Genomic DNA, 23,990 nt, shown 5'->3' on the forward strand with positions numbered 1-23,990 from the left:
GGCAGCCCTACCGGCTCTGCACCGTATCCACGTCCTGGTACCGATAGTTCAGATACCGGTACTTGCCGAAGTTGTAATGCGCCCGATACCAGCGCCCTTGCACATTCAACCCGTTGAACAGCACGCCCTTTACTTCCCCACCCACCTGCCTGATCGCCCTGCCCGCGGCTTCCAGTTCATCCACGGTAGTCGAGTCCGCACGGGCCACCATGAAGACCGCATCTGCCTTGGTAGCGAGGATTCCGGTATCCGAGGCGGCCAGCACTGGCGGCGTGTCGATCAGCACGATGTCGTAGTTCGCCTTTAGGGCATTGAGCAGCGCGTCCATCGCGGGACTCAGCAGCAGGTCCGCGGGATGCTCGGGCAACGTCCCGGTGGGAATGAAATCCAGCCCGGGCACAACCTGCCTGCGAACGGCGGGCTCTACCGGCGCGCCCTGCAGCAGATCGGTCAGGCCGGGGCCACGGTCGGTGTCGAAGCGCCGGTTCAGGTTGCCCCGCCGCAGGTCGGCGTCGATCAGCACCACGCGCTTGCCGCCGGCGGCGAGCACCGCGGCGAAGTTGGCGCAGATGAAGGACTTTCCGACACCCGGCGCCGGGCCCGTCACCAGCACCACCGGATGGCGGTTGCCAAGTAGCGAGAACTGCAAGGCGGTGCGGAAGCTGCGCAAGCTCTCCATGGCGGGATCGTCAGGCATCCGGCAGGCCAGCAGCGCGGCTTTCGGGTTGCCCTGCGTGGCCAGGCGCGACTGTTCCGGGCTGAACGGGATGGTGGAGTACACCGTGAACCCCGTCAGGTTTTCGATATCGTCGGCCTCGGCGACGCCGCCGTCCAGCATGTGGCGCAGGCACACGACGATCAGCGCGCCCACGGTGCCAAGCATGGCCGCGAATATCACCAGCAGCGACCGGTTGGGCCGCACGGGCTGCAAGGGCACTTCGGCCGGGTCGACCATGCGCGCGGTCCCCACCTTGCTGGCCTTGGTCAGCTTGAGTTGCTGGGCGTCGTTGAGCAGCGACTGGTAAAGCTCGGTGCTGACCTTGACATCGCGCAGCAGGCGCAGCACGTTTTGCTCCACTTCGGGCAGTTTCTGGATACGCGTGGTCACGCCGGCGAGCGCGGCATTCAGGCTGCCGATCTGCTCGTCGATGATGCCGATGCTGGGATGGTTGCCGGTAAAGCGCGTCACCAGTTCCTGGCGTTTCGCGCGTAGCTCCTGCAGGCGTGTCTGGATCTGCACGGATTGCGAGAGGATCAGCTTTGACTCCTCGCCCAGGTCGATCGTGCCGCGCTGGTTGCGCAGCGCGTTATAGCGCGTCTCGGCGGTTTCCACCTGCTGCTTGACCTGCGGAAGCTGCTGGTCGAGGAAGGCCAGGGATTTCTCGGCCTCTTCCGCCCTGCGGCGCACGTTCTGGTCGACATACTCGCTGCCGATCTCGTTGAGCGTTGCCGCGATCAGGTCCGGGTCCGGGCCTTCAAGGGTGATGCCGATCACCCCGCTCGACTTGCCGCGCTCGGCAATCTGCAGCGATTGCTGCAGCTGCGCGATGGCAATGGCCCGAGGCAGCCGCGTCACATTGAAGCTGGCGCCAGGGTTGCCTTCCAGTTCCGTAACGAGGATCTCGACGTTGCCGCGTGAGGTTGGCACGACCAGCGGCTGGCCGACGGTGCCTGTTGCCATGGTCTGCTCGCCCTTGACTTTCAGCCGGTACCGTTTGCCGTCAAGGGCTGTCACTGTCATCCTGGTGCCTTCCAGCCGCGTTGGCATGTCGAGGCGGCCTACCGTAATGCGCTCGTCGCCCCAGACGAAGCCGCCCCAGCCGAAGAGGCCGGGTTCCGACAGGCCAGGGTTGTAGCGTGCCAGCGCCTGGCCGATCACCGGAAAGTAGCTCGGCCTGGCATCAATGAACAGCTTCAGGCTTTCCACCGCCTTGCCCACCACCATGCGCGAGTGCAGCAGCTCGATTTCCGCGGCGGCGGCCGGCTTGACGTCGAAGACCGGCGCCACGCTGCCCGCGAGCTTGCTGTTGGTGCTGCTCCCCGTGTCCTCCACTTGCACCACGATGTCGGTACGGTAGACGGACTTGGTGAAGAACGCGTAGGTCGCGCCCAGGGCGAAGACCGTGCCCGCGATCAGGATGAAGGTCCAGCGGTAGCGCATCAGTATGTCGAGATAGCCGGTCAGGTCGATCGATTTTTCCCGCTGAGCGCGTCCCACCGGCAATGCCTCGTTTGGATTGAACGTGTTCATGCGACCTCCCCATGACATTGATCCCGTGCAATGGCGCGAATGCGCACCGACCATGAATCGACCCCTTGCTTGATCAGCCCCAGCACGATCCGGAACATATTCTGCGAACAGCCATAGGGGTCGGGCACGTCAGCGTGCATGAATTCGCAAAGGCGGTAGACCTTGCCGCGTGCCTGCGGATACTGGCGCTCAAGCGCCTCTCTTTGTTCCGTGTCCATCACCAGCACCAGGTCGGCGCCGTTGATCATGTCCCCGTCCACGGTGCGCGCGCGGTGCCCTGAGAGATCGAGGCCGTCCTCCTCGAGCAGGCGCACCGTATGCGGATCGGCGGCGGCGCCCTCCAGCGGGGCCAGCCCGGCGGAACTCACCGTGCAGCCGGGCAGCGCGTGGCGCAGCAGGCCCTGTGCCATGGGGCTGCGGCAGGTATTGCCGATGCACACAACCAGGATCGAGCGGATCATCGCGGCCTCGCTTACTTGACCACGCTGGCGGCGCTGAACGCACCGCTCGTCGATGGCAGCAGCAGGTTGACCACGCGGCTCCAGCGCACCAGTTCGCGCGCGTCGACATACACCACGTCCTTTGCCTCGAGTTCGAAGCCTTCGGCAATGGCCAGCGCCACGGGCGACGTGCCATCCAGGTGATACACCTTGGGCTCGCCGTCCGCCGCCTTGCGGATCACGAAGATCTGCTCCGCGTTGGCGGTGTTCGGGTTCACGCCGCCAGCGTCGCCAATGGCCTCATTCAGCGTCATGCGGCCATTGCGCATCAGCAAGGTGGTGGGGCGCACCACCTCGCCGGTGACGAAGATCTTGCTGTCCTCGCGCTGTTCCACGCGCACGATGTCGCCGTTCTTGAGCATGATGCGCGAGGGATCGATGCCGCGCGCGAGCAGTGCCGGGATGTTGACATGCCAGCTGCGCTCGCCGCGCGTGATGCGGATGCGGCTGTTGTCGCCTGTCAGGTTGAGCACGCCACCCGCACGGTTAAGCGCCTCGATCAGCGTCATCGGCGCGTCGTCGATCGGTTGCATGCCAGGCGTACGCACTTCGCCATCCACATAGATGCGCTGGCTGCGGAACGCGAGCACGCGCACCGTCATCTGGGGATCGCGCACCACGCGCGAGAGCACCTTCGCGATCTGGTCGCGCACGTCGTTCGCCGTCCTACCGGCGACCTTCATCACGCCAGCGTAGGGAAACTGGATATCGCCCTGCGCGCTCACCACATAGCCGGGCACATTGGAGCCGCCGCCCACCGCGGGGATTTCATACGCGGCGCCGATGCTGTAGGTCTGGTTGGGGAAGACCAGTTCCGGGTGATCCCATACCACCACCGAGACGATGTCGCCCGGGCCGATGAGATAGGGCTGCGGCTTGCCATAGAGTTCGTCCAGCTTCTCGACCTCGCGTTGCGCCATGGTGCGCTGGTTGCGCACCACCTCCAGCGTGATCGGCGTGATGTTGGGCATGGCATCGGGTCCGACCGCGCCGACGGGCGCCTTGGGGTCGAAGTGCATGCCTGGGGAGCTTGCGCAGGCGGCGAGCATCAGGGTCGCGCATAGCATGGCAAGGCATGCCAGCGGCCGGCCTTGGCGTTGCGCGTTCCTGTGTTGCCCGTCATGGTCGGTGATCTCGTTCACGGCAGCCTCCGGCATTGGGCGACAGGGACATCGCAACCGCTGCGACAGTCCCCCGATGCTCCCATCCTAGGAGGCCGACGGGGGCCAATCGGTGCGCTTTCACACATTGCACTGCGATGCCGGAACCAGCGTGCGCGAGGCGCCAGGGCGAACGGGGGCGGCTTGCTTTTGGGACAAGCAAGGCACACAACGTATGCGGGAAAGCGTGCCCCGCGGCCCCGCATAAAAGACAACGGCGGCAGGCTTGCGCCTGCCGCCGCCGGTTGGCTGCGCCGCAAGCGCGCCTCAGCGCATCGCGGCGGAAGCGCCCGTGCCGTACTCCGCGACCGTGCGTGCCGGCCTGGCGGCGGCAGACGGCGCGTTGCGCACCGCCGTGCGCGGCGCGGCCTCGTCGCCGCTGACCCATTCCAGCGACGCGCCGCGCTGGAGCGCCGCGTAGACCGCCTCGCCCTTGTTGCGCACCTTGAGCCGCTGGTACAGGGTGCAGGCATGGCTCTTGACGGTCGCCACCGAGATATTGAGCATGCGGCTCACGGTCTTGATGGGATGTCCGCGCGCCAGCAGCACCAGGACCTCATATTGCCTCGGGGTGATCTGCAGCATCTCGGCTTCGTCGTACGCGGTCTCGCTGTGCCCGCCGGTGCCACCGGCATCGGCCGGAACAGCGCCCGGGCGAGACACGGCGGCCAGGGACTCGCGCGAGGATGGCGCGGCGTGGACGCGCATGCCCGCGGGGTTGCACTGTGCGCTGTCGGTCAGCGGTGCCAGCACGGGAATGCGTCCACCTACTGGATAGTTGCCGGCCGACAGACCCGGCGATCCGCTGCTTGACGCGCCGGCTTGGCGGTTGTTCTGGCCGCGCACGTATTGCCCGCCAACCATGGCCAGGCGGATGCCAGCTTCCAGCACCGCCAGCGAAGCGGATTTCGGCAGGCAGCCGCAGATCCCTTGCGCCATGGCGAGCGCCGGAATCTGCAGCGGGATCATATCGGCGAGCAGCAGCAAGCGATCGGCCGAGAGCACGGAGCGCACCTTGTTGAGCAGATGCCATCCGGCGTCGGTGTCGGCCGGCATGCCGAACACGAGCAGGTCGCAATGATTGCCTTCCAGCAGGGCGACGTCGGCCGGGTCGACGGTGATGACGTGGTCGACGCCATGAATACGCTCGAGCATTTGCAGCAACCCGAGACGCAGCAGTGGGTGACCCTCGATGAGCAGTGCGTTCATGTTGTTATTCCCCCCGTATGATTGCGGTAGGAAACAGGTTGAACGCAGCGGAATAATGACCTGCGCGACCCTCGTGGTGCTCCACGCGCGCCGCCCCTATTTATCCCCGTACCACCGCCAAGCCGGACCGCCCGTTCTTATTGCCGGGAACTGACCGCGAGCCGGAAGGCTGACCCCCTGAACCCACCCCAAAATGCCATTCGTCTTAAAACGAATTAAGGTCATATTATGGTCTGATCTGCACGAAATCAAGTTGCTTTGGCGGCGCTCCAATTAGGTTGGAGAGGTTTGTTCTCATCATCCGGAAAGCCTTGATGGTGGCCGCATGGCGGGTTACCCGAACGGGTGATGGATAATCGACGGGATTATGTTTCAAGACTGAAACAGTTATTGGTCGATAAAGTTTCACCGCTGCAACGGAAAAGGGGTGTTGCTAGCGCATTTATGGCTTTTCCGGGTGGCGCGCCCGGGTGGCGAACCAATCTTGAAACTCGCGCCGAGGTGGAGTCCGCGATCCACTTGCGCCTTCGGCATGAGCCTTGGGCGAGCGCCGCGCGACAAACGGATGAGAGCTATCTCAGCCATCAGGATGAGGGGAGAGCGGCAGCCGGCACGCGAGCATGCCCACGGTGCCGGATGCCCCCTTGCGCTGCTGGAAAGCGATGCTGGCGATACCCCGTCGCCGCGCCTGAAGCGGGCCCCGCAGATGCCTCGCAGCGCACGCCGATCTGCCAGTTCCCGGCGTCCCGACCCGTGTGTGGCAACGTACAGAAACCTGAATCCCGCGCCGGCATCCTCACTGCAGGCAGACCGGTCATCCGCCCGGCAAGGCATGCCAGCGGCATGGCTGCGCTTTGGTCCAACGTTGCTCATCTTCACGAGGATGTCATGGCTTCAGGCACGGCGCAGGATCGCATCAACCAACACGCATGGCGTAGCTGGGGCGCGCGCCGGTGGTTCGGCACCGCCAGCGATTGGACGGACCCTGGCGAGGCTGCGGCGATTGCCTGGGTGGCGGACGAAGTGCGGGGCCAGCCCATCCTCGACGTTGGCGTGGGCGGCGGGCGCACCGTGGCGCTGCTGCGCACGCTGAGCGACGACTATACGGCAGTCGACTACATGCCCGAGATGGTCGAGATCTGCCAGCGCAATCATCCCGGCGTGCGGGTGATGCAGATGGATGCGCGCAACATGTCGCGCTTTGCGGACAACAGCTTCGCGCTGGTGATGTTCAGCTTCAACGGCATCGATGCGGTCGACTACGCGGGGCGCGTCGCCATCCTGCGCGAGTTCGCGCGCGTGCTGCGTCCCGGCGGCCTGATGCTGTTCTCCACGCACAACATGCGTGGGCCGAGCTATCGCGAGACTCTCTCGCGCTTCGTGCGGCTTCCGCATCTGTCGGCCAACCCTATCGCGGTTGGCATCGATACCGCGCGGGTGATCTGCAACCTGCCGATTGCCACCTTCAACTACCTGCGGCACTCGCGGCTGAACCGCGAGTTCGATGGCTATGCCATCCGGGTTTGCGCCGCCCACAAGTTCGGCATCGTGATCGTCTATACCGAGTTCGCCGCGCAGAAGCGCGCGCTCGCGGAGCTGGGGCTGCACACCGATGTGGTGTTCGGCAACCTGAACGGCGAGCCGGTGCGCGAAGGCCAGGACCTGCGCGACGTGTACTGGTTTCATTTCATTGCGCGCAAGGCCGCGGCCGGCGACTCGTCACCGGCGGCCCCCGGAGCCCGGCCATGAAGATCCTGCACGTGATCTCGTCGATCGATCCGGGTGGTGGCGGCCCGATCGAGGGTGTGCGCCAGCTGCGCGCACCCTTGCGTGAGCGCGGCGTACAGGTGCAGGTGTGCTGCGGCGACGCGCCCGATGCGCCCTGCGTGCGCGACAGCGAGCTCGACGTCATCGCGTTGGGGCCGTCATCGCTCAAGTACGGCTTCAACCGGCGCATGGTGGCCTGGCTGCGCGCGCATTGCGAAGCGTACGATGCGGTCATTGTCGAAGGCCTGTGGCAGTACCACGCGCTGGCCGTGTGGCTGGCGCTGCGTGGCAAGCGGGTGCCGTATTTTGTGTTCACGCACGGCATGCTGGACCCCTGGTTTCGCGACCACTATCCGCTCAAGCATCTGAAGAAGAGCCTCTACTGGCTGGTCGGGGACTATTGGGTCTTGCGTCATGCGCGCGGCGTGCTGTTCACGTGCAGCGAGGAGAAGCAGCGCTCCAGCGGTGCGTTCTGGCCATACCGGTGCCGGGAGGTGGTGGCAAGCTACGGCACGGCGCAGCCGCCGCAGGACGGCGCGCCGTTGCGTGAGGCCTTTCTTGGCGCCTTCCCGGAGGTGCGCGGCAAGCGCATCGCGCTGTTCCTCGGCCGAATCCACGAGAAGAAGGGTTGTGACCTGCTGGTCGACGCCTTCGCCGGCGTGGCCGCGGCGCATCCCGCGCTGCATCTGGTGCTGGCCGGACCGCACGACACCGCGCTGCGCGCGATGCTGGAGCAACGCATTGCCGCGCATGGGCTGTCCGCGCGCGTGAGCTGGACCGGCATGCTCAAGGGCGAGCTCAAGTGGGGCGCGTTTCACGCGGCCGAGGTGTTCTGCCTGCCTTCGCACCAGGAGAATTTCGGCGTGGCGGTGGCCGAGGCGCTCGGCTGCGGCGTGCCGGTGCTGATCTCCGACAAGGTCAACATCTGGCGCGAGATCGTCGCCGACGGCGCCGGGCTGGTGGGCCCGGACACCGCGCAGGGCGCCGCTGCCTGCCTGCGGCAATGGCTGCAGGCCGAGCCCGCCGAGCAGGCACGCATGCGCATTGCCGCGCGGCAGTCCTTTGCCCGGCGCTTCCATGCCGGACAGGCCGCACAGCGGCTGCTGGACATCATCCATGGCGCGACCGAGGCTGCGCAGCCTGTCCACCACGCGGCGGCGGGATAGAGGAGGAGAGGCCATGGTCGCGCCGTCATGCCACAGCGTCATTGAGCGGGGAGCGGGAGCGCCGTGAAGCTGCTCAGATTCCTCGTCTATGCGGTGCTTTCGCAGGGGATCGGCGCGATCACCGGCCTGCTGCTGGCCCGTTGGCTTGAGGTGGGCGACTACGCCATCTACACCGTGGTCGGCCTCATCATGGGCGCCATCGCCATCGTCACCAAGGGTGGCATCCAGCTTGGCCTGAACGCGCTGCTGGGCAAGACCTGGCCGGACCGGGAGCGTGCCGCGGAACTGGCCTGCGCGGCCATGGGCCAGCGCTGGAAGCTCTCCGCCTGGCTGTTGCCGGTGGTGCTGGCGATCGCCGCGTGGCTGCTGTATCGCAACCATGCCAGCGTGATCCTGATCGTGCTGCTGCTGGCGCTGTTGCTGGCGACCTGGTACTTCGACATGCAATCGCGCGTCGTGGACCAGGTGCTGCTGTTTGCCAACCGCGCGCCCGCGCTGCAGGCGCTGGATACCGGCTTGTCCGTGGGGCGCCTGGTACTGTCGTCCGCGCTCTACGCGCTGGGCCTGCTCGGCGTGTTGGGCGCGACCCTCGTCAACGTGCTGTTCGCGGGACTGCGCGTGCCGTTCGTGCGGCGCTGGATCGCGCGTGAGATACCGCTGGCGGCGCATGCCGGCAGCGCGGGCAAGGCGGAAGACAGCCAATACATCGGCCGCATCATGCGGCGGCAATTGCCGCTGGAGGCGTTCTACTGCGTCCAGGGGCAACTGGTGTTCGCCATCGTCGCCTATCACGGCGCGGTCGGGCAAACGGCCTCGCTGGGCGCGCTGTCACGCATCGGGCAATTGCTGATGCCGGTGGGCGCCGTGGTGGCCGCGTACGTGATTCCGCGCTTCGCGCAAGCGCGCGACGGCGTGCTGCGGCGCTTTGCCGGCTGGGTGGCGCTGGCTTGCCTGCCTGCCGCCGCGCTGGTGCTTCTGGCCGTGACATGGCCGGGGTTGCTGCTGTGGCTGGTGGGGCCGAACTACGCATCGTTGGGCGCCGAACTGGTGATCGCCTGCCTTGGCGCGGGCTTTGCCAGCGTGGTCGGCATCGCCTGGCAGTTGCTGGCCAACCGTGGCCTGAATCATTTTGCCTTCGTGCAGGTGCCGGTGGTGCTGGCCTGGTGCGCGGCCGCGCCGCGCTTTCTCGATCTCACCACGCTTGATGGCGTGCTGTGGTTCCAGCTCGGGCTGTCGTCGGGGCTGGCCGCGGCCATCGTCTGCGAACTCGCCGCGGCCGTGCGTGCCGGGCGCCTGCTGCCAAGCGACGAGCGCCTTGCCCCCCATGGAGGAAGCACGCAATGAGCGATGCGCCCAGCGTTACGCTGATGGTCCCGACCTACCGGCGCCCGGACATGCTCCAGCGCTGCCTGCAGGCTGCCGCCGCGCTCGTGCCGGCGCCGGTTCAGCTGATCGTGGTCTGCCGCGGCGCGGACGATCCCGACACGGCGGCGTGGCTGGCAAATACGGCGCAGGTTCGCTATCCGGCGTTGCAGGTAGTCAAGGTGACCGAGCCTGGCGTGGTGGCTGCCATGAATGCCGGCCTGCTGCACGCAACCGGCGAGCTGCTCGCGATCCTGGACGACGACGCGCTGCCGCGCGCGGACTGGCTGGCCTGCTTGCTGCCCCACTTTGCCGATGCCACGGTGGGCGGTGCCGGTGGCCGGGATGTCGTGCGCAGCGCCGATGGCGCGCCACTGGCCGTGCCGGATCTGCCGCTGGCCGGCTATCGCGACGGCTGGGGCAGGATCATCGGCGAGACGCATCGGGTGTGCGGCGCGCCGCGCGCGGTGGAAACGCTCAAGGGCTGCAACTGGATCCTGCGCCGGGCGGCGCTGGGCACGGCGCGCTTTGACGAGCGGCTGCAGGGGCAGGGCGCGCAGCCCGGCAACGAGACGTGGATGTGCCAGATGCTGCGGCACGCAGGATGGCGCCTGGTGCTCGATCCCGGCGCCATCGTTGATCACTATCCGGCCGCGCGCTACAACTACGAGCGCCAGAGCTATGCGCACAGGCGCTGCTTCGAAGAGACCTGCAACATGACGGCGATCTCGATGGCATATGCACCGCCCGCGATGCGCCTGCGGCTGGTGTTGTTCCAGCTGCTGGTGGGGTCGCGCAGTTGCCCGGGCGCTTACTTCCTGGCGCACAGCCTGCTCAAGCGTCCACGCAGCCTGCCCGGGCAATTGCTGGGTGGCTGGGGTGGCTTCGTGCAGGGCGTGCGCCTGGCGGGCACGCTGCGCATGCAGCCGCCCGGGCGGCCCACGCGCTGCGCCGGGCCGCCCGCGCAAGCCGTGTCCGCCGGAGCGAGGCTCGATGGCCCCCCACGGGGGAGCGAAGCATGAAAGCCCTCGTCACGCATCCCGGCCTGCAGCATTCGCACCAGATGGCACAGGCGCTTTATGAGCACGACATGCTCAAGCAATACTGGTCCGGCGTGCCGGTGCGCGCCCCGGGCGAGGCGCCGCCATGGTGGCTGCCGGCCGGATATCACGCCAAGGTGCGCGAGGTCGCCATCCCCAAGGCGCTGCGGCGGCACCCGGTGTTTTTTCCCGGTGTGCTCAAGCTTGGCCTCAATCGCTATGTCGGCCGCTCCGGGGCAGCTTACGCGCACCGGATCTTCCATCTGTTCGACCAATGGGTGGCCGCCCGGGTGGAGGCGGTGCGCCCGGATATCGTGGTCGCTTACGAGAATTCTGCGCTGCGGACCTTCCTGGCGGCGCGGCGCATCGGCGCGCGCTGCGTGCTGGAGGCGCCGGCCGTGCATCATCGTGCGGCCGAAGCCATGGTGCCGGTCGAGGACCGCACCTACCTTGCGCAGATCAATGCGCAAAAAGATGCGGAGATCGCGCTGGCGGACATCATCATCACCTGCTCGGAGTTTGCCGCGCGTACCTATATCGACGCCGGCGTGCCCCCCGCCAAGCTAAAGACGATCCTGCTTGGCGCAACGCTGCCGGACGACGTCCGCCGCCAGCGGCTCGCCGGCGGCCCGCGCTTTGTGTTCGCCGGGGCGGTGCGCGTGGGCAAAGGCATCGACCTGCTGCTTGACGCGTTCGCGCGGCTGCGGGAGCGGGTGCCGGAGGCGGAGCTGGCGCTTGCCGGCGCGCTCGTGGAGCAGGAGCTGGGCGGGCGCATCGCTGCCATGCCGGGCGTGCTTCAGCTTGGCGCGTTGCCGCAGCCGGCGCTGTTCCAGGTATTTGCCGATGCCGATTGCTTCGTGCTGCCGTCGCGCTTCGATTCCTTCGGCATGGTGGTGGCTGAGGCCCTGGCATGCGGCACGCCGGTGCTGCTCTCGGATCGGGTTGGTGCGAAAGAAATCATCGATGAATTCCCGCAGGCCGGGTGGGTGGTGCCGCTTTGCGCGGACGCGCTGTACCAACGCATGCTGGCCCTGGCGACAGATCGCGCGCAGCTGGAGCGCGCGCGTGCCCATGCCCGTATCGCCGGGCAGAAGTACACCTGGGCGAGGTATCGCCTGAGTGCAGCCGAAACGGTAGGCGCGCTATGCTGAGCCATTCCCTTCCCTATGCAAAACCTGCCGTGCCAGCCCACCTGGCGCGCGTCACCGTGTTCGGGCGGATCTTCATCACGGTCTTCGTGATTGCCGTGTTCGAGGGCGCCGCGCGCAAGTGGGTCTCGGATTCGCTCACCATGCCGCTGATCCTGCTGCGCGACCTGATGGTGGTGTATGCGCTGTACCACGCGGTGCGCTATTCAGGCTTTACCCCGGCGCGGCGCACCGTGCGCATGCTGCTGTGGTGGTCGGCCATTGTTTGTTTCTGGGGCTTGCTGCAGCTTGTTGCGGGCATCAACTCGCTGCCCATTTTCCTGATCGGCGTGCGCTTCTGGCTGCTGTACCTTTGGTTTGCCTACGCCGCGGCCGAGCTGCTCGAGGAGCAGGACCTGGAAGCCATCTCCAAGGCCGCGCTTGCCATGCTGCTGTTCATGGCTCCGCTGGCACTGGTGCAGCATTTTCAGTCGCCGGAGAGTTTCCTCAATCGTCAGATCGAGGGCGATCCGGATACGGTCTTCCGCGTGACGGCCGACGTGGTGCGCACCACGGGCACCTTCTCGTTCACGCTGGGCTACACCCTGTTCCTGGCGATCGTCAGCCCCTTCGCGCTGGAGGCCGTGCTGGGCGAGCAGAAGCCGGGGCTCCGGGGCAAGCTGCATTCGCTTGCGGTCATCGGCAGTCTGTTCATCGCCTCGCTGGTGAGCGGGTCGCGTTCGGCCATCCTGCTTTTGCCGATCGTGTTTGGCATCGCGCTGCTGGCAAGCTTGCGCTACGGCAAGGGAAAGCGGCGCAGGGCGGCGTTGTCGTGGGGCATTGTTTCCATCCTCATGAGCGTGGTCATCGTGCTGTTTGTCAGCTCGGCGGTGGACGCGACCTTGGAGCGCTTCAGCTCCGCGGCGGAGTCGGAGAGCTTCGCCGACCGGGTGGAGTCGATGTTCTTCGGTGTCAACGATGTCTCGGCCGAACAGAGCCTGCTTGGCAGCGGGCTCGGGCTTGGCAGCAACCTGGCCAACTATTTTCTGCAGACCGGCCTGCTGTTCGTGATCAGCGAAACCGAGACTGGCCGCGTCATCGGCGAGATGGGCCTGGTCGGCTATCTGAGCATCTTGCTCAAGGCGCTGATCTTCATCAACGGCATGTGGCGCGCCTTGCGTGTGGCCAGGCGCACCGGCAACTCTTTTCTCATCCTGATGTGGACCATTGCCATCTTCGGGCTGACCTCCTGGCCGGTAGTCGGGCAGCTGACAGCCAACGCGCTTGGCTTCGTGTTTGCCGGCATAACGCTGGCGGCCACGCGGCAAGCGAGCCAACGCTTGTATCACCCTGGCGTTCAATCACCATGAAAATCATCTTGTTGGGTCACCCCGCCTTTTTTGGCAGCCACAGCATGGACCGCTTTGCCGCGATGATCATCGACGGCATGCGCGCGCGCGGCCACCAGGCTGAACTATGGACCCCCGCCGCCGTGATGTGCCGGCTGCCGGCGCGCGGCGGGCTGCGTAAATGGCTGGGCTACATCGACCAGTACATCCTGTTCCCGATGCTCGCGCTATGGCGTCTGCGCAAGGTCGACAAGGACACCTTGCTGGTGCTGGCCGATCATGCGCTGGGCATCTGGATGCCGCTGCTGCGCCATCGTCCGCACGTGGTGCATTGCCATGATTTCATTGCCCTGCGCACGCTCGCCGGCGAGTTCCCCGAGCACGGGCTCTCGGCCAGCGGGCACACCTACCAGTCGCTGATCCGTTGGGGCCTGTTGCAGGGAAGGGCGTTTATCGCCGTCTCCAACAAGACCATGCGCGACCTGCGGCGGCTGCATCCGTGCGCGCCCGAGGCCGCGTGGGTGGTCTACAACGGAATGAACTATCCGTTCCACAGGATGGGCACCACCGAAGCGCTGGCCTGCCTGCAGCGCGCTGGCGTGCCGGCCGATCCGCAAGGCATGCTGGTGCATATCGGCGGCAACCAGTGGTACAAGAACCGCGAAGGCGTGCTGGCGCTCTACCTGGCCTATTGCCAACGGTGCCGCGTGCCGCGGGCGCTGTGGATGATCGGTGGCGATCCCACCGCGGAAATGCGCGAGCAGGGCGAACGGGCGAGCCCCCTTGGCGGCAGCGTGCGCTTTCTGACGGGGCTGCCCACCGAGGCGGTGCAGGCAGCCTATTCGCTAGCCGCCGTGATGCTGTTTCCGAGCCTGGAGGAAGGGTTTGGCTGGCCCATCATCGAAGCCATGGCATGCGGCGCGCCGGTGCTCACCACCAACCGCGCGCCGATGACCGAGATCGGCGGCGACCAGGTGCAGCTGCTCGAGCCGTTGGCTAGCAGTGACATGGATGGCTGGGCGCAACGCGGCGCGGACGTGCTGGCCGGGATGCTCGCATGGCCGCAAGCGCGGCGCGCCGAAGTGGCCGCGCGCTCGATCGCGTGGGCCGGGAACTTCTCCGCCGAGAAAGCCATCGACCAGTACGAGAGCATCTATCTCACGGTGCTGGCGGCGGCTTCGGTGGAAGATCGCGTGTCGGTGGACGCCTGAACGTCTGAACGTCTGAACGCCTGAACGGTGGCGTGTGCTATTCGCTGCCGACCCCGGCGGTGCTGGGCGCGCCGGCGGGCTGGTGCCTGATCAGCGCGAACAGCGCCTTCTCCAATTCGCCCAGCACCATGTCGAGGTCCAGGTGCTGCTCGGCCCAGCGCCGGCCGGCGCCGCCCAGGTGCGCGCGCAGGGCGGGCTGCGCAGCCAGCATGTCGATGGCGGCGGCCAGCGCGGCCGCGTCGCCAGGCGGCACCAGCACGCCGCATTGCGCAACCACGCGGCCAAGCTCCGTGTCCGGCTCCGCGGTGGCGACCACCGGGCGAGCGCTGGCCAGCATGCCGGTCAGCTTCGAGGGCATGACCAGGTCGGCGGCGCCGGCGCGTTGTGGCAGCAGGTGAATGTCGGCCGCGGCCAGCAGCGAGGCAAACATGGCGGCGGGCTGCAGGGACAGGAAGCGCACCTGTGGCAGCCCCGCGCAGGCGGCCTCCAGCGCGGGGCGCCCGGCGCCGTCGCCGCAGAAGATGAAGTGCAGGCGTTCATGGCCATCGAGCAGGCGGGCGGCATCGGCCATGACATCCAGCCCCTGCTTGGCGCCCATATTGCCTGAGTACAGCGCCACCACGGCATCAGCTGGAATGCCCAGCGTGCGGCGCGCCAGCATGGCGCTGCCGGCGCCGATTTCCCACAGGTTGACCCAGTTGGGCAGCAAGGCCGCGCGCTCAGGCTCCGTGCCCTTGCCACGCGCCAGAGAGACCATGGCCTGCGAGATCGACGAGACCCGGTCAAAACGCGTCATCAACTGATGCTCCACGCGCCGCGCCACGCGGCGCAGCCAGGGCCGGCGGAGCAGCCCCAGCGCAAAAGCCGCGTCGATCTCATAGTCCTGCACATGCAGCCAGGTCTTGCAGCCGCTCCAGTGTGCGAACAGCAAAGCGGCCGGCGCGCACATCAGGGGAGGCTCCACCACGAACAGCACATCCGGGCGCCAGCGCAACTGGGCCATCAGGCTGGGCAGGCTGGATACGGCAAAGCTCGCCAGGTGCAGCAGCCGCGTGATGCCGCCCGGCTTGCGCGGTACCCACAGCGGCGCGCGATACACCTCCACCCAGCGCCGCCGCTCGCGGCTGTATTGCCACGCGCGATAGCCCTCGCCCACGCGCCACGCCGGATAGTACGGCGGTGCGGTGACTACCCGCACCTCATGGCCGCGCGCGGCCAGCCACTCGGCCTGCTCGCAGGTGTACTTGCCGATGCCGGTCAGCTCGGGCGCATAGTTCAGGCAGTACATGAGTATCTTCATGGCAACGGTAAAGTCAGTGGCGTCGATGCTCTGTCTGGGGTACGCAGCTGTCGCGCCCGCTGCGGCGTGCGTCTAGTCCGCGGCCATGATCCGCACGCAGCCAGCCGCCATGGCCCTGCCCGCGGAGGCGGGAGAGTCCTCCAGCGCGGCGGCCTGGCAGCGCTCGGCGGTGGCGGCGGCATCCGCAAAACGCGTGGGCACCTGCACCAGGCACCTGGCCAGCGCACCGGCGTCGCCCGCCTTGAAATACAGGCCGGTGACGCCGTCGCGTATCAGTTCGCCGGCGTCGTCGTTATTCACGCTCACCACCACCGGGCAGCCGTAGCTCAGTGCCTCGCGCACCAGCGGATGCCAGCGCTGCGCGGCATCTGGCAGCACCAGGCAGCTCGCCTTGCGGTACTCCACGGCGAAGTCGGCCGGCGCCATCGCGCCCAGGAAGCGTACCGACGGCCCCAGCCCGAGCGCGTCGGCCATGGTGCGCAGCCGGCCATAGGCGCGGCCCGTGCCCACCAGCGATAGCGTGGCCGCCGGCCACGCCTGCCGCGCGCCGGCAAAGGCATAGAGCAGCAGCACCAGGGCCGGATCGTGCGTGAGGGCGCCAACATGCAGGAAATGCGGCGCATGCGGCGGTGCAGCGTGCTCGACCCGCTCGCGCCGTTCGGCGGCAGCATCGAAGCCGTCCGGCAGCACGGCTGGCGGGCGGCAGGCAAAGATCTTGCGCGGGGGAACGTCGGCGGCAATGGCGCGCGCGCAGCCGCGCTCGCTGCCGACGAATACGCCCTGGCAATGGCGCAGCAATACCGCGTCTGCCAGCGCGCCAACTCGCCCAGGCACGCTGGCAAAGGCGGCCCCGTGGAAGAAGGCCGCGCGTCGCCGCCCCAGCGCCATGCTGGCCAGCAGCATGGCCCAGTTCTCCAGCCGGCTCTGGCCCGCCAGCACCACCAGCGCGCCGGGACTGAGCGAGATGGCGCGCATCTGCTGCAGGCAGCGCCGCCACAGGCCCGCATCCGCGCTGCCCGTGGGAAAGATGACCTGTCCGGGCCAGAGCGCACCGGGACTCGCTGCCGCGCCGCTGGCGGCCGAGGTTGCCGAGGTAGCCGAGGTAGCCGACGTTGCGGACGCAGTGGCCTGAGGCCGCGCGCGCTTGTCGGGATGGCGGAGCAGGGGTTTCATGTCAGGTCTCCACGTGTTGTGCCGGTGCTGTGCCATGCGCCAGCCTTCCGCTCTGCAGTGCATCCAGGTAGGCCAGGCGCAGGCCGTCGCGCAGCGCCACGGCCGGTTGCCAGCCGGTGGCGGCAAGGGCCGTGCAGTCGAGCCGCTTGCGCGGTGTGCCGTCGGGCTTGCCGCTGTCGAAGACGATGTCGCCGCGAAAGCCCACGGTCTGCGCCACCAGCCCCGCCAGTTCGCGCACGCTGACTTCCTCGCTGCTGCCCACGTTCAGGAATCCGGCCGGCGCGGTCTGGCGGTACACGTCCTCGGCCAGCGCCATCACATGCAGGCATGCCGCGGCCAGGTCGTCCGCGTAGAGGAACTCGCGCAGCGGCGTGCCGCTGCCCCACACCGGCACGTGCTGGGCGTGGGCCATGCCGGCTTCGTGGAAGCGCCGCAGCAGGCCCGGTATCACGTGGCTGTTGTCGGGGTGATAGTTGTCGCCCGGGCCGTAGAGGTTGGTCGGCATCACGCTGCGGTAGTCGGTGCCGTACTGGCGGTTGTAGCTCTCGCACAGCGCAATGCCTGCGATCTTGGCCAGGGCGTAGGGGGCGTTGGTGGGCTCCAGCGGCCCGGTAAGCAGCGCGGCCTCGCTGATGGGCTGGGGTGCGAACTTCGGGTAGATGCAGCTCGATCCGAGGAATAGCAGGCGCTTCACGCCCGCGCGCCAGGCTTCGTGGATGACGATGGCGGCGATCATCAGGTTCTGCTGGATGAACTCGGCGGGAAAGGTATGGTTGGCGTGGATGCCGCCTACGCGCGCGGCTGCCAGGTAGACCGTGTCGATGCCCTGGGTGGCGAAGAACGCGCGCACCTGCTGCTGGTCGGTGAGGTCGAGCTCGGTGTGGCCGCGCGTGATGATGTCGGCCTGGCCACGCGCGTCCAGCGCACGCACGATGGCCGAGCCGACCATGCCGCGGTGGCCCGCCACGAACACCCGCGATTGCCGCGTTGGCAAGGATGCGGATGACGGCGTGGGGTCGCTTGACACTGCGGTGCCGGCGTCACTCATGATGGTCATAGGCCCGGAAGCCAGCCAGCTTGACGAACGCATCGCGCCGCGCCGCGGCAAAGTCCGCTTCCATCATTTCCCGCACCAGCGCCCCAAAGCTCGTGCGCGGCGACCAGCCCAGCTGTTCGCGCGCCTTGCTGGCGTCGCCCAGCAACGTCTCGACTTCGGTCGGTCGGAAGTAGCGCGGGTCCACCCGCACAATCGTGTCGCCTGGCTTGCAGCGCGCTGCCACCGGGCAGGTGGCGGCATCAACGTGCGCCACCACGCCCACCTCGCCGGCGCCTTCGCCCTCGAAGCGCACCGCGATGCCGAGCTCCAGGGCGGCCAGCTGCACGAACTCGCGCACGCTGTGCTGCTCGCCGCTGGCGATCACATAGTCCTCGGCTTTGTCCTGCTGCAGCATCAGCCACTGCATTTCCACGTAGTCGCGCGCGTGGCCCCAGTCGCGCAGGGCCGACAGGTTGCCGAGATAGAGCGTGTCCTGCAGCCCCAGCACGATGCGCGCCATCGCCCGCGTGGTCTTGCGCGTGACAAAGGTCTCGCCGCGCACCGGGCTCTCGTGGTTGAACAGGATGCCGTTGCAGGCATACATGCCGTAGGCCTCGCGATAGTTCACCGTGATCCAGTAGGCGTACAACTTGGCGGCCGCATAGGGGCTGCGCGGGTAGAACGGCGTGGTCTCCTTCTGCGGTGTTGCCTGCACCAGGCCGTACAGCTCGGATGTGGACGCCTGGTAGAAGCGCGTTTGCTTCTCCAGGCCAAGGATGCGCACGGCTTCGAGCAGGCGCAGCGTGCCCAGCGCATCCGTGTTGGCGGTGTATTCCGGTTCCTCGAACGACACCTGCACGTGGCTTTGCGCCGCCAGGTTGTAGATTTCGTCAGGTTGCGATTGCTGTACCACCCGCACCAGGCTGGCGGTGTCGGTCATGTCGCCGTGATGCAGGATCAGGCTGCGCCTGGACGCTTGCGGATCCTGGTACAGGTGGTCGATGCGCTCGGTGTTGAACAGCGAACTGCGGCGCTTGATGCCGTGCACCTCGTAGCCTTTGGCAATCAGCAGCTCACACAGGTAGGCGCCGTCCTGGCCGGTGATGCCAGTGATCAGCGCGCGGCGCGGGCGTTGCGCCCCGCCGCTGCCGGTGTTGCCGCTGGCTTCGGGCTGCAGCTCGGTGGTCGCAAGCCGGCCGAAGGGTTCGAGATCATGTGCGCCCATAGATATCTGCCATCCGGATGATGTCGTCTTCGCCAAGGTAAGAGCCGGACTGGATCTCGATCAGTTCGAGCGGGATCCGGCCGGGGTTTTCAAGGCTGTGCGCCTCGCCGATCGGGATATAGGTGGATTGGTCTTCGGTCAGCAGGTACTCGACGTCTCCGCGGCGCACGCGCGCCGTGCCGGAAACCACCACCCAGTGCTCGGCACGGTGGTGATGCAGTTGCAGCGAGAGCTTGGCGCCGGGTTTGACCGTGATGCGCTTGACCTGGTAGCGCGTACCGTGGTCCACCGCGTCGTAGGCGCCCCAGGGCCGGTAGACCTTGCGATGCTGGGTGGCCTCGGGGCGGCCCTGGGCGCGTACCGTTTCCACCAGTTGCTTCACGTCCTGGCAGTGATCCTTGTGGACCACCAGCACCACGTCCGGCGTTTCCACCACCATCACGTCGTCCAGGCCGGCGACCGCCACCATTCGGTGCGAGGCGTGGACGAGGCAGCCCCGCGCGTGGTGCGTGACCACGTCGCCGATGGCCACGTTGCCATCGGCGGTCTTCTCTGCGGCCTTCCAGACCGCATCCCAGGAGCCCACGTCGCTCCAGTCGGCGGACAGCGGGGCCATTTGCGCGTCACGCAGGTGCTCCATCACGGCGTAGTCGATCGAGTCGGAGCGGCAGGCGGCGAAGGCGTCCGTGTCGAGCCGGAAGAAGTCCAGGTCGCGGTGGCCGCGCACCATCGCTTCCTGCGCGGCCAGCAGGATGTCGGGGGCGAACCGCTCCAGCGCGGCGAGATAGACGGAGGCGCGGAACAGGAAAATGCCGCTGTTCCAGAAGCAGTTGCCTTCCTGCAGGTAGCCGGTGGCCATTTCCAGCGAGGGCTTCTCGACGAAGCGCGCGACCGACAGCAAGTCGGCCGTATTGCTGGGCACTGCCTTGATATAGCCGTAGCCGGTGGCGGCAAACGTGGGCACCACGCCCAGCGTCACCACCACGCCCGTTGCGGCCACGGCGCTGGCCTGGCACACGGTCTGCGTGAAGGCGGCGCGGTCGCGGATCAGGTGATCGGAAGGCAGCACCAGCAGCACCGGGTCCGCGCCGCCGCTGCGCGCTTGCAGCGCGGCCACCGCCGCGGCGGGCGCGGTATTGCGCGGATGCGGCTCGAGCACGATGGCGGACAACGCGCAGCCAGCCTCCCGCGCTTGCTCGGCCACCACGAAACGGTGCGCTTCGTTGCTGACCAGGATTGGGGCTTGCGCACCGGGAATCTCCCGCACCCGCAACAGGGTGTCCTGCAGCAGCGAGTCTTGTCCGAGCAGGCGCAGGAACTGCTTGGGATAGCCGTCGCGCGACAACGGCCACAGCCGCGAGCCCGCTCCGCCACACAGGATGACCGGTACGATCTGCTTGTCGTCTGCCATGGCATGTCTCCTTCACGCAGCACGAAGCCTGGCTCGCGTTCGTGGCGAGCCGGGTGACGGGTAGTGAAGTGACTGTAATGCCGGGCCACAGGGGGGGACTGTTGGCTAGCACACACTCGATGGCGCGCTGGCGCGGCGTGACGGGTGCGCTATGCAAGCACAAAAAAAACGCCGTCCGCGCGCAAGGCGGGACGGCGTACGTGGCTACCTTGCCGGGACGGCTCGGCCGGTTTAGCGGGTCCAGTAGCCGGGCCGCATCACCCAGCCGCCGTGCGGGCTTTGCACCCAGCGCTCGGGCACATAGCGGTGACCCGGGCGTTCGCGCTGCCAGTAGCCGCCGCGCCAGGCATAGCTGCCGCCGTTGGCGTTCCAGTGTCCCGGCACCCATGCCTGGCCAGGGCGGCCCGGCGGGCGCGGTTCATAGCGCGGCGGGGGCGGCGCGGGGCGCATGTGCGGGCTGCCGTGGTAGCCCGGGGGATAGGCCTGGGCCTGGGCCGGCGAGATCAGGCCAAGCGCGGCGCCGGCGGCAAGGGTAGTGAGGGCGAGCAGCAGTTGGCGTTTCATGGTTCAACTCCAGGGGTGCGAGCGATGCATTGGATTTCGGGGGCGGCGCGTGCGTGTTACCTGCAGCCGCTCAATAGCGGTCGTGGTAACGGTACGGCGGCGGGCCGCCACGCGGGGGCACCACGATGCAGGCGGACAGCAGGGACGCTGCGGAGCAGAGCAGGACAACCAGGGCGATGGCGCGTTTCATGTTGGGGACTCCGTGACTGGCTTCGCGTTGAACATGGCCTCACTGTAGCCATCGGGCCCGCGCCGGTGTGCTTGCACTTGTAAGGCGCAATCACACTTTCAAGGGCCTCGGCTTCACCTTTGGCGAGGCTTTCCGGGCCCTTGCACGTCACCCGCCAGGCCTTGCCGGCATTGGGCGCACGGGTGATGGCGCGGGGCCGGCCGCAGCCTCGAAAAGAAAACGGGACCGTGGCCGGTCCCGTAATGTGGCGTTACATCGGAAATAACTCTCGCAAAGATTTGCCTGTGCAGCGGCCCGTTTGCACGCGTCTCAGCGTGCCCGCACCTCGCGCTGGAACACTGCCAGCGCATGCGCGCGGGTGGCGATGAAGCGCGGATCGGCCACCGCCTGCGCATCGCGCGGGCGCGGCATGTCGAAGTCGATCGCCTCGGCCACGCGCGTGGGCCGGCGCGTCAGCAGCAGGATGCGGTCGGCCAGGAAGACTGCGTCTTCCAGGTCGTGCGAGACGATCACCATGGTGGTGCCCTCCGCCAGCTGTACCTCCTGGAGCTTGTCGCGAATGAACAGGGTGGTCTCGAAATCCAACGCAGAAAAGGGTTCGTCGAGGAACAGCACCTCGGGCCGCGGCGCCAGCGCGCGCATGATGCAGATCAGCTGCTGCTGCCCGCCCGAGAGCTCATAGGGAAAGCGGTTGACGTCGAAGCGCACGTCGAAGGTGCGCAGCAGCTCCTCGGTGCGGGCCTTGGCCTGTGCCTCCGGCATGCCTTTGCGGCGCAGTGGGTAGGCCACGTTGTCGCGCGCGGAGATCCACGGCAGCAGGGCGTCCCGGTAGTTCTGGAAGACGTAGCCGATCACGGTCTGGCGCAGCGTCTTGCCATCGAACAGCACCTCGCCCCGGTCGAACGGCAGCAGGCCGGCCACCATGTTGATCAGCGTCGACTTGCCGCAGCCATTGGGCCCGAAGATCGAGACGATCTTGCCGCGCGGCAGGTCCAGGTCGAGATGCTGGTACAGCGGCACGCCGCCGAAGGCCTTGGACAGGCCGCGGATGGTGACATGGACCTCGCGCCCGGCCGGAGCGGCCACCAGCGCCGATGGCGGCGGCGCGTCGGCCACGCCGGCGCCCGATTGCAGGACTCTCATTTGCCGCTCCAGTGGACAAAGCGCTTCTCCAGCATGAAGAAGGCCAGGTTGAGCACGTAGCCAAGCGCGCCGGTGACCAGGATGGCGGCGTACATGCTGCGGATATTGAAGACCTGCTGCGCATCGATGATGCGGTGGCCAAGGCCTGTGTCCGAGCCGATGAACATCTCCGCCACGATCACGATCACCAGCGACATCGACACGCCGGTGCGCAGCCCGACAAAGGTCTGCGGCAGGCTCTCCATCAGCAGCACGTCCTTGAACACGTGCCACTTCGATACGCCCATGGCCTGCACCGCCAGCACGCGCGTCTTCCTGGCGTTCATCACGCCATACGCACTGTTGAACAGGATCAGCAGCACCGCCGCGAAGGCGGCAATGGCGATCTTGTTCGCATCCGACAGGCCGAACAGCAGCATGAACAGCGGGATCAGCGCGGATGACGGCGTGGAGCGGAAGAAGTCGATCAGGAATTCCACGCTGCGATAGGCCGGGACCGAGCTGCCCAGCGCCACGCCCAGCGGCACGCCGATCACCGCGGCGATCGCAAAGGCGTAGAAGGTGCGCGACACGGTGGCCAGCAGGTCCGCGTTGATGGACCCGTCGGCAACGCTTGTGAACAGTACCCCGAGCGTTGCCGCCGGCGATGGCAGCAGCACCGGGTTGACCCATTTGGCCGACACCGCTGCTTGCCACAGCGCCAGCAGCGCCAGTGGGCCGATCAGCGGCAGCAGCCGCGGCGCCAGGTTGGATGCACGCATGTCAGCCCCGGTAGAGCATGTCCGCCACCGGCACCCGGCGGGCAAACAACTTGCGGTCGTGGAAGACGTCGAAGAATTTCTGGAAGGCCTCGATATCGGCCGGCTTGAACTCGTTGTAGAGCGTGAAGCCGGGCAGCGGCACTTCCCTGGCCAGCTGGTCGTCGATGCTGGTGTAGCCCTTCAGGAAGGGGCGCACCTTGACGGGGTCCTTGCGCACCATGTCGATGGCCTGGCCGTAGGCGGCGATAAAGCGTTTCGACAACTCAGGGCTGGACGAGAGGAAGGCCGAGGTCAGCGAAGCCGAGCCGCCAAACCACGGCAGGCTGGCGTTGCCCAGCACGTAGCGCGAGATCACGCCGTACTCCAGCGCGCGGCAGGTGCCGTTGAGGCGGCCCACGGTGCCGGTGGGTTCCAGCGTGTAGACCGCGTCGAGCTGGCCCGCGGCGAGTGCGGCCACGTGCTGGCCTACCGGCAACTCGACGGGTTTGACGTCGGCGTAGCCGTTCTTCTCGAAGATCACCTTGGCCAGCGTCACGTTCTGGATGCCGGGGCCGCAGCCGATGCGCTTGCCCTTGAGCTCGGCCAGGGTCTTGAAGGGGCTGTCCTTGGCCACCAGGATTTCATCGAGCAGCAGCGTAGCGTTGGACGGGTTGGCGGCAAAGATCTTGCACAGGCCGGGCGAGGTGATCTCGCCCAGGCCTAGCGCCGCGGAAGCCGTGCCGTTGGCCGAGCCCTCGATGCGCCCGGCGATCATGGCTTCCACCACCTGCTGCGCGCTGGCGAACTTCACGGCCTCCACCTCCAGGCCGGCCCGCTTGAACAGCCCCGTCTCGATGCCCGCGTACAGCGGGATGCCGCCGGCGATCGGCCAGAAGCCCAGGCGGATCTTCGGCGCCTGCGCGCGCACGATGGCAGGCGCGGCCAGCATCGCGCCGGCGGCAAGGCTCTGGCGCAGGGCGAGGCGGCGGCGTGGGTTGAAGCGTGAATCGGTCATGTTGATCTCGCGACGAAAGGAGTGGAGGGACAAAATCGGGAGACGCCGGGG

At 67.3% G+C, this 23,990-nt stretch carries 20 protein-coding genes; 7 read left to right on the plus strand and 13 right to left on the minus strand.

The genetic code is table 11. From position 1 onward, the window contains the following. Nucleotides 1–7: 7 nt before the first annotated feature. From AC1Q7Q_RS27880 to AC1Q7Q_RS27895, 4 genes are all read right to left on the minus strand, one after another. Nucleotides 8–2,251 carry a polysaccharide biosynthesis tyrosine autokinase gene (locus tag AC1Q7Q_RS27880; protein ID WP_492371892.1) on the minus strand — a complete coding sequence of 748 codons (2,244 nt, stop codon included), beginning with the start codon at nt 2,249–2,251 and terminating at the stop codon, nt 8–10. Continuing rightward, nucleotides 2,248–2,712 carry an arsenate reductase/protein-tyrosine-phosphatase family protein gene (locus AC1Q7Q_RS27885; protein ID WP_492371891.1) on the minus strand — a complete coding sequence of 155 codons (465 nt, stop codon included), beginning with the start codon at nt 2,710–2,712 and terminating at the stop codon, nt 2,248–2,250. The genes AC1Q7Q_RS27880 and AC1Q7Q_RS27885 overlap by 4 nt, the downstream gene beginning before the upstream one ends. Nucleotides 2,713–2,723: 11 nt before the next feature. Beyond that, nucleotides 2,724–3,818 carry a polysaccharide biosynthesis/export family protein gene (locus AC1Q7Q_RS27890; protein ID WP_492371954.1) on the minus strand — a complete coding sequence of 365 codons (1,095 nt, stop codon included), beginning with the start codon at nt 3,816–3,818 and terminating at the stop codon, nt 2,724–2,726. A gap of 360 nt (nt 3,819–4,178) precedes the next feature. Beyond that, on the minus strand, nt 4,179–5,120 hold the full coding sequence (locus AC1Q7Q_RS27895) for a response regulator transcription factor (protein WP_492371890.1): 942 nt from the start codon (nt 5,118–5,120) through the stop codon (nt 4,179–4,181). Nucleotides 5,121–6,008: 888 nt separating this feature from the next. Between AC1Q7Q_RS27895 and AC1Q7Q_RS27900 the strand changes: the two genes are divergently transcribed. The 7 genes from AC1Q7Q_RS27900 (at nt 6,009) to AC1Q7Q_RS27930 (ending at nt 14,142) form a co-directional block, all read left to right on the plus strand. Beyond that, nucleotides 6,009–6,869, plus strand: a complete 861-nt coding sequence (locus tag AC1Q7Q_RS27900) for a class I SAM-dependent methyltransferase (RefSeq protein ID WP_492371889.1) — start codon at nt 6,009–6,011, stop codon at nt 6,867–6,869. Further along, nucleotides 6,866–8,053: a glycosyltransferase gene (locus AC1Q7Q_RS27905; protein ID WP_492371888.1), complete on the plus strand. Its 1,188-nt coding sequence runs from the start codon at nt 6,866–6,868 to the stop codon at nt 8,051–8,053. Before AC1Q7Q_RS27900 ends, AC1Q7Q_RS27905 begins: the two co-directional genes overlap by 4 nt. A gap of 63 nt (nt 8,054–8,116) precedes the next feature. Further along, a complete protein-coding gene (locus AC1Q7Q_RS27910) occupies nt 8,117–9,397 on the plus strand; it encodes a hypothetical protein (protein WP_492371887.1) in 1,281 nt (426 codons plus the stop codon). Then, a complete protein-coding gene (locus AC1Q7Q_RS27915) occupies nt 9,394–10,437 on the plus strand; it encodes a glycosyltransferase family 2 protein (protein WP_492371886.1) in 1,044 nt (347 codons plus the stop codon). Before AC1Q7Q_RS27910 ends, AC1Q7Q_RS27915 begins: the two co-directional genes overlap by 4 nt. After that, a complete protein-coding gene (locus AC1Q7Q_RS27920; protein ID WP_492371885.1) occupies nt 10,434–11,606 on the plus strand; it encodes a glycosyltransferase family 4 protein in 1,173 nt (390 codons plus the stop codon). Before AC1Q7Q_RS27915 ends, AC1Q7Q_RS27920 begins: the two co-directional genes overlap by 4 nt. Before the next feature lie 29 nt (nt 11,607–11,635). Then, on the plus strand, nt 11,636–12,952 hold the full coding sequence (locus tag AC1Q7Q_RS27925) for a hypothetical protein (RefSeq protein ID WP_492371884.1): 1,317 nt from the start codon (nt 11,636–11,638) through the stop codon (nt 12,950–12,952). Then, nucleotides 12,949–14,142: a glycosyltransferase gene (locus AC1Q7Q_RS27930; RefSeq protein WP_492371883.1), complete on the plus strand. Its 1,194-nt coding sequence runs from the start codon at nt 12,949–12,951 to the stop codon at nt 14,140–14,142. Before AC1Q7Q_RS27925 ends, AC1Q7Q_RS27930 begins: the two co-directional genes overlap by 4 nt. A 37-nt stretch (nt 14,143–14,179) precedes the next feature. Here the strand turns inward: AC1Q7Q_RS27930 and AC1Q7Q_RS27935 are convergent, their stop codons facing one another. The 9 genes from AC1Q7Q_RS27935 to AC1Q7Q_RS27975 all read right to left on the minus strand — a co-directional run bounded on the left by AC1Q7Q_RS27935 (nt 14,180) and on the right by AC1Q7Q_RS27975 (nt 23,939). Further along, the gene (locus AC1Q7Q_RS27935) at nt 14,180–15,442 is read right to left on the minus strand and encodes a glycosyltransferase WbuB (protein WP_492371882.1); all 1,263 of its coding nucleotides are present in this window, start codon (nt 15,440–15,442) and stop codon (nt 14,180–14,182) included. Between the two features lie 72 nt (nt 15,443–15,514). Further along, nucleotides 15,515–16,615, minus strand: coding sequence for a glycosyltransferase (locus AC1Q7Q_RS27940; protein WP_492371881.1), 1,101 nt, complete (start codon nt 16,613–16,615; stop codon nt 15,515–15,517). Nucleotide 16,616: 1 nt separating this feature from the next. Continuing rightward, complete coding sequence (locus AC1Q7Q_RS27945) at nt 16,617–17,663, minus strand: GDP-L-fucose synthase family protein (protein ID WP_492371953.1); 1,047 nt, start codon at nt 17,661–17,663, stop codon at nt 16,617–16,619. Further along, entirely contained in the window at nt 17,656–18,876 is a 1,221-nt protein-coding gene (gmd, locus tag AC1Q7Q_RS27950) for a GDP-mannose 4,6-dehydratase (protein ID WP_492371880.1), read from the minus strand. The genes AC1Q7Q_RS27945 and gmd overlap by 8 nt, the downstream gene beginning before the upstream one ends. After that, complete coding sequence (locus tag AC1Q7Q_RS27955; RefSeq protein WP_492371879.1) at nt 18,863–20,287, minus strand: mannose-1-phosphate guanylyltransferase/mannose-6-phosphate isomerase; 1,425 nt, start codon at nt 20,285–20,287, stop codon at nt 18,863–18,865. Before AC1Q7Q_RS27955 ends, gmd begins: the two co-directional genes overlap by 14 nt. Before the next feature lie 231 nt (nt 20,288–20,518). Continuing rightward, nucleotides 20,519–20,851 (minus strand): hypothetical protein, encoded by a 333-nt coding sequence (locus tag AC1Q7Q_RS27960; RefSeq protein WP_492371878.1) that lies wholly within the window; start codon nt 20,849–20,851, stop codon nt 20,519–20,521. Nucleotides 20,852–21,350: 499 nt separating this feature from the next. Then, a complete protein-coding gene (locus tag AC1Q7Q_RS27965) occupies nt 21,351–22,184 on the minus strand; it encodes an ABC transporter ATP-binding protein (protein ID WP_492371877.1) in 834 nt (277 codons plus the stop codon). Beyond that, the gene (locus tag AC1Q7Q_RS27970) at nt 22,181–22,945 is read right to left on the minus strand and encodes an ABC transporter permease (RefSeq protein WP_492371876.1); all 765 of its coding nucleotides are present in this window, start codon (nt 22,943–22,945) and stop codon (nt 22,181–22,183) included. The genes AC1Q7Q_RS27965 and AC1Q7Q_RS27970 overlap by 4 nt, the downstream gene beginning before the upstream one ends. A gap of 1 nt (nt 22,946) precedes the next feature. Then, nucleotides 22,947–23,939 (minus strand): ABC transporter substrate-binding protein, encoded by a 993-nt coding sequence (locus tag AC1Q7Q_RS27975; protein WP_492371875.1) that lies wholly within the window; start codon nt 23,937–23,939, stop codon nt 22,947–22,949. Nucleotides 23,940–23,990: the final 51 nt, after the last annotated feature.

This window comes from Cupriavidus sp. GW823-FHT07A04 (assembly GCF_058794615.1).

Excerpts from the sequence above, each read along its gene's own strand:
- AC1Q7Q_RS27895 (WP_492371890.1), bottom strand. The coding sequence starts at position 5,120 with ATGAACGCACTGCTCATCGAGGGTCACCCACTGCTGCGTCTCGGGTTG.
- AC1Q7Q_RS27935 (WP_492371882.1), bottom strand. The coding sequence starts at position 15,442 with ATGAAGATACTCATGTACTGCCTGAACTATGCGCCCGAGCTGACCGGC.
- AC1Q7Q_RS27955 (WP_492371879.1), bottom strand. The coding sequence starts at position 20,287 with ATGGCAGACGACAAGCAGATCGTACCGGTCATCCTGTGTGGCGGAGCG.
- gmd (WP_492371880.1), bottom strand. The coding sequence starts at position 18,876 with ATGGGCGCACATGATCTCGAACCCTTCGGCCGGCTTGCGACCACCGAG.
- AC1Q7Q_RS27920 (WP_492371885.1), top strand. The coding sequence starts at position 10,434 with ATGAAAGCCCTCGTCACGCATCCCGGCCTGCAGCATTCGCACCAGATG.
- AC1Q7Q_RS27960 (WP_492371878.1), bottom strand. The coding sequence starts at position 20,851 with ATGAAACGCCAACTGCTGCTCGCCCTCACTACCCTTGCCGCCGGCGCC.
- AC1Q7Q_RS27970 (WP_492371876.1), bottom strand. The coding sequence starts at position 22,945 with ATGCGTGCATCCAACCTGGCGCCGCGGCTGCTGCCGCTGATCGGCCCA.
- AC1Q7Q_RS27975 (WP_492371875.1), bottom strand. The coding sequence starts at position 23,939 with ATGACCGATTCACGCTTCAACCCACGCCGCCGCCTCGCCCTGCGCCAG.
- AC1Q7Q_RS27945 (WP_492371953.1), bottom strand. The coding sequence starts at position 17,663 with ATGAGTGACGCCGGCACCGCAGTGTCAAGCGACCCCACGCCGTCATCC.
- AC1Q7Q_RS27885 (WP_492371891.1), bottom strand. The coding sequence starts at position 2,712 with ATGATCCGCTCGATCCTGGTTGTGTGCATCGGCAATACCTGCCGCAGC.
- AC1Q7Q_RS27915 (WP_492371886.1), top strand. The coding sequence starts at position 9,394 with ATGAGCGATGCGCCCAGCGTTACGCTGATGGTCCCGACCTACCGGCGC.
- AC1Q7Q_RS27965 (WP_492371877.1), bottom strand. The coding sequence starts at position 22,184 with ATGAGAGTCCTGCAATCGGGCGCCGGCGTGGCCGACGCGCCGCCGCCA.
- AC1Q7Q_RS27905 (WP_492371888.1), top strand. The coding sequence starts at position 6,866 with ATGAAGATCCTGCACGTGATCTCGTCGATCGATCCGGGTGGTGGCGGC.
- AC1Q7Q_RS27900 (WP_492371889.1), top strand. The coding sequence starts at position 6,009 with ATGGCTTCAGGCACGGCGCAGGATCGCATCAACCAACACGCATGGCGT.
- AC1Q7Q_RS27940 (WP_492371881.1), bottom strand. The coding sequence starts at position 16,615 with ATGAAACCCCTGCTCCGCCATCCCGACAAGCGCGCGCGGCCTCAGGCC.
- AC1Q7Q_RS27890 (WP_492371954.1), bottom strand. The coding sequence starts at position 3,818 with ATGCTATGCGCGACCCTGATGCTCGCCGCCTGCGCAAGCTCCCCAGGC.
- AC1Q7Q_RS27880 (WP_492371892.1), bottom strand. The coding sequence starts at position 2,251 with ATGAACACGTTCAATCCAAACGAGGCATTGCCGGTGGGACGCGCTCAG.
- AC1Q7Q_RS27930 (WP_492371883.1), top strand. The coding sequence starts at position 12,949 with ATGAAAATCATCTTGTTGGGTCACCCCGCCTTTTTTGGCAGCCACAGC.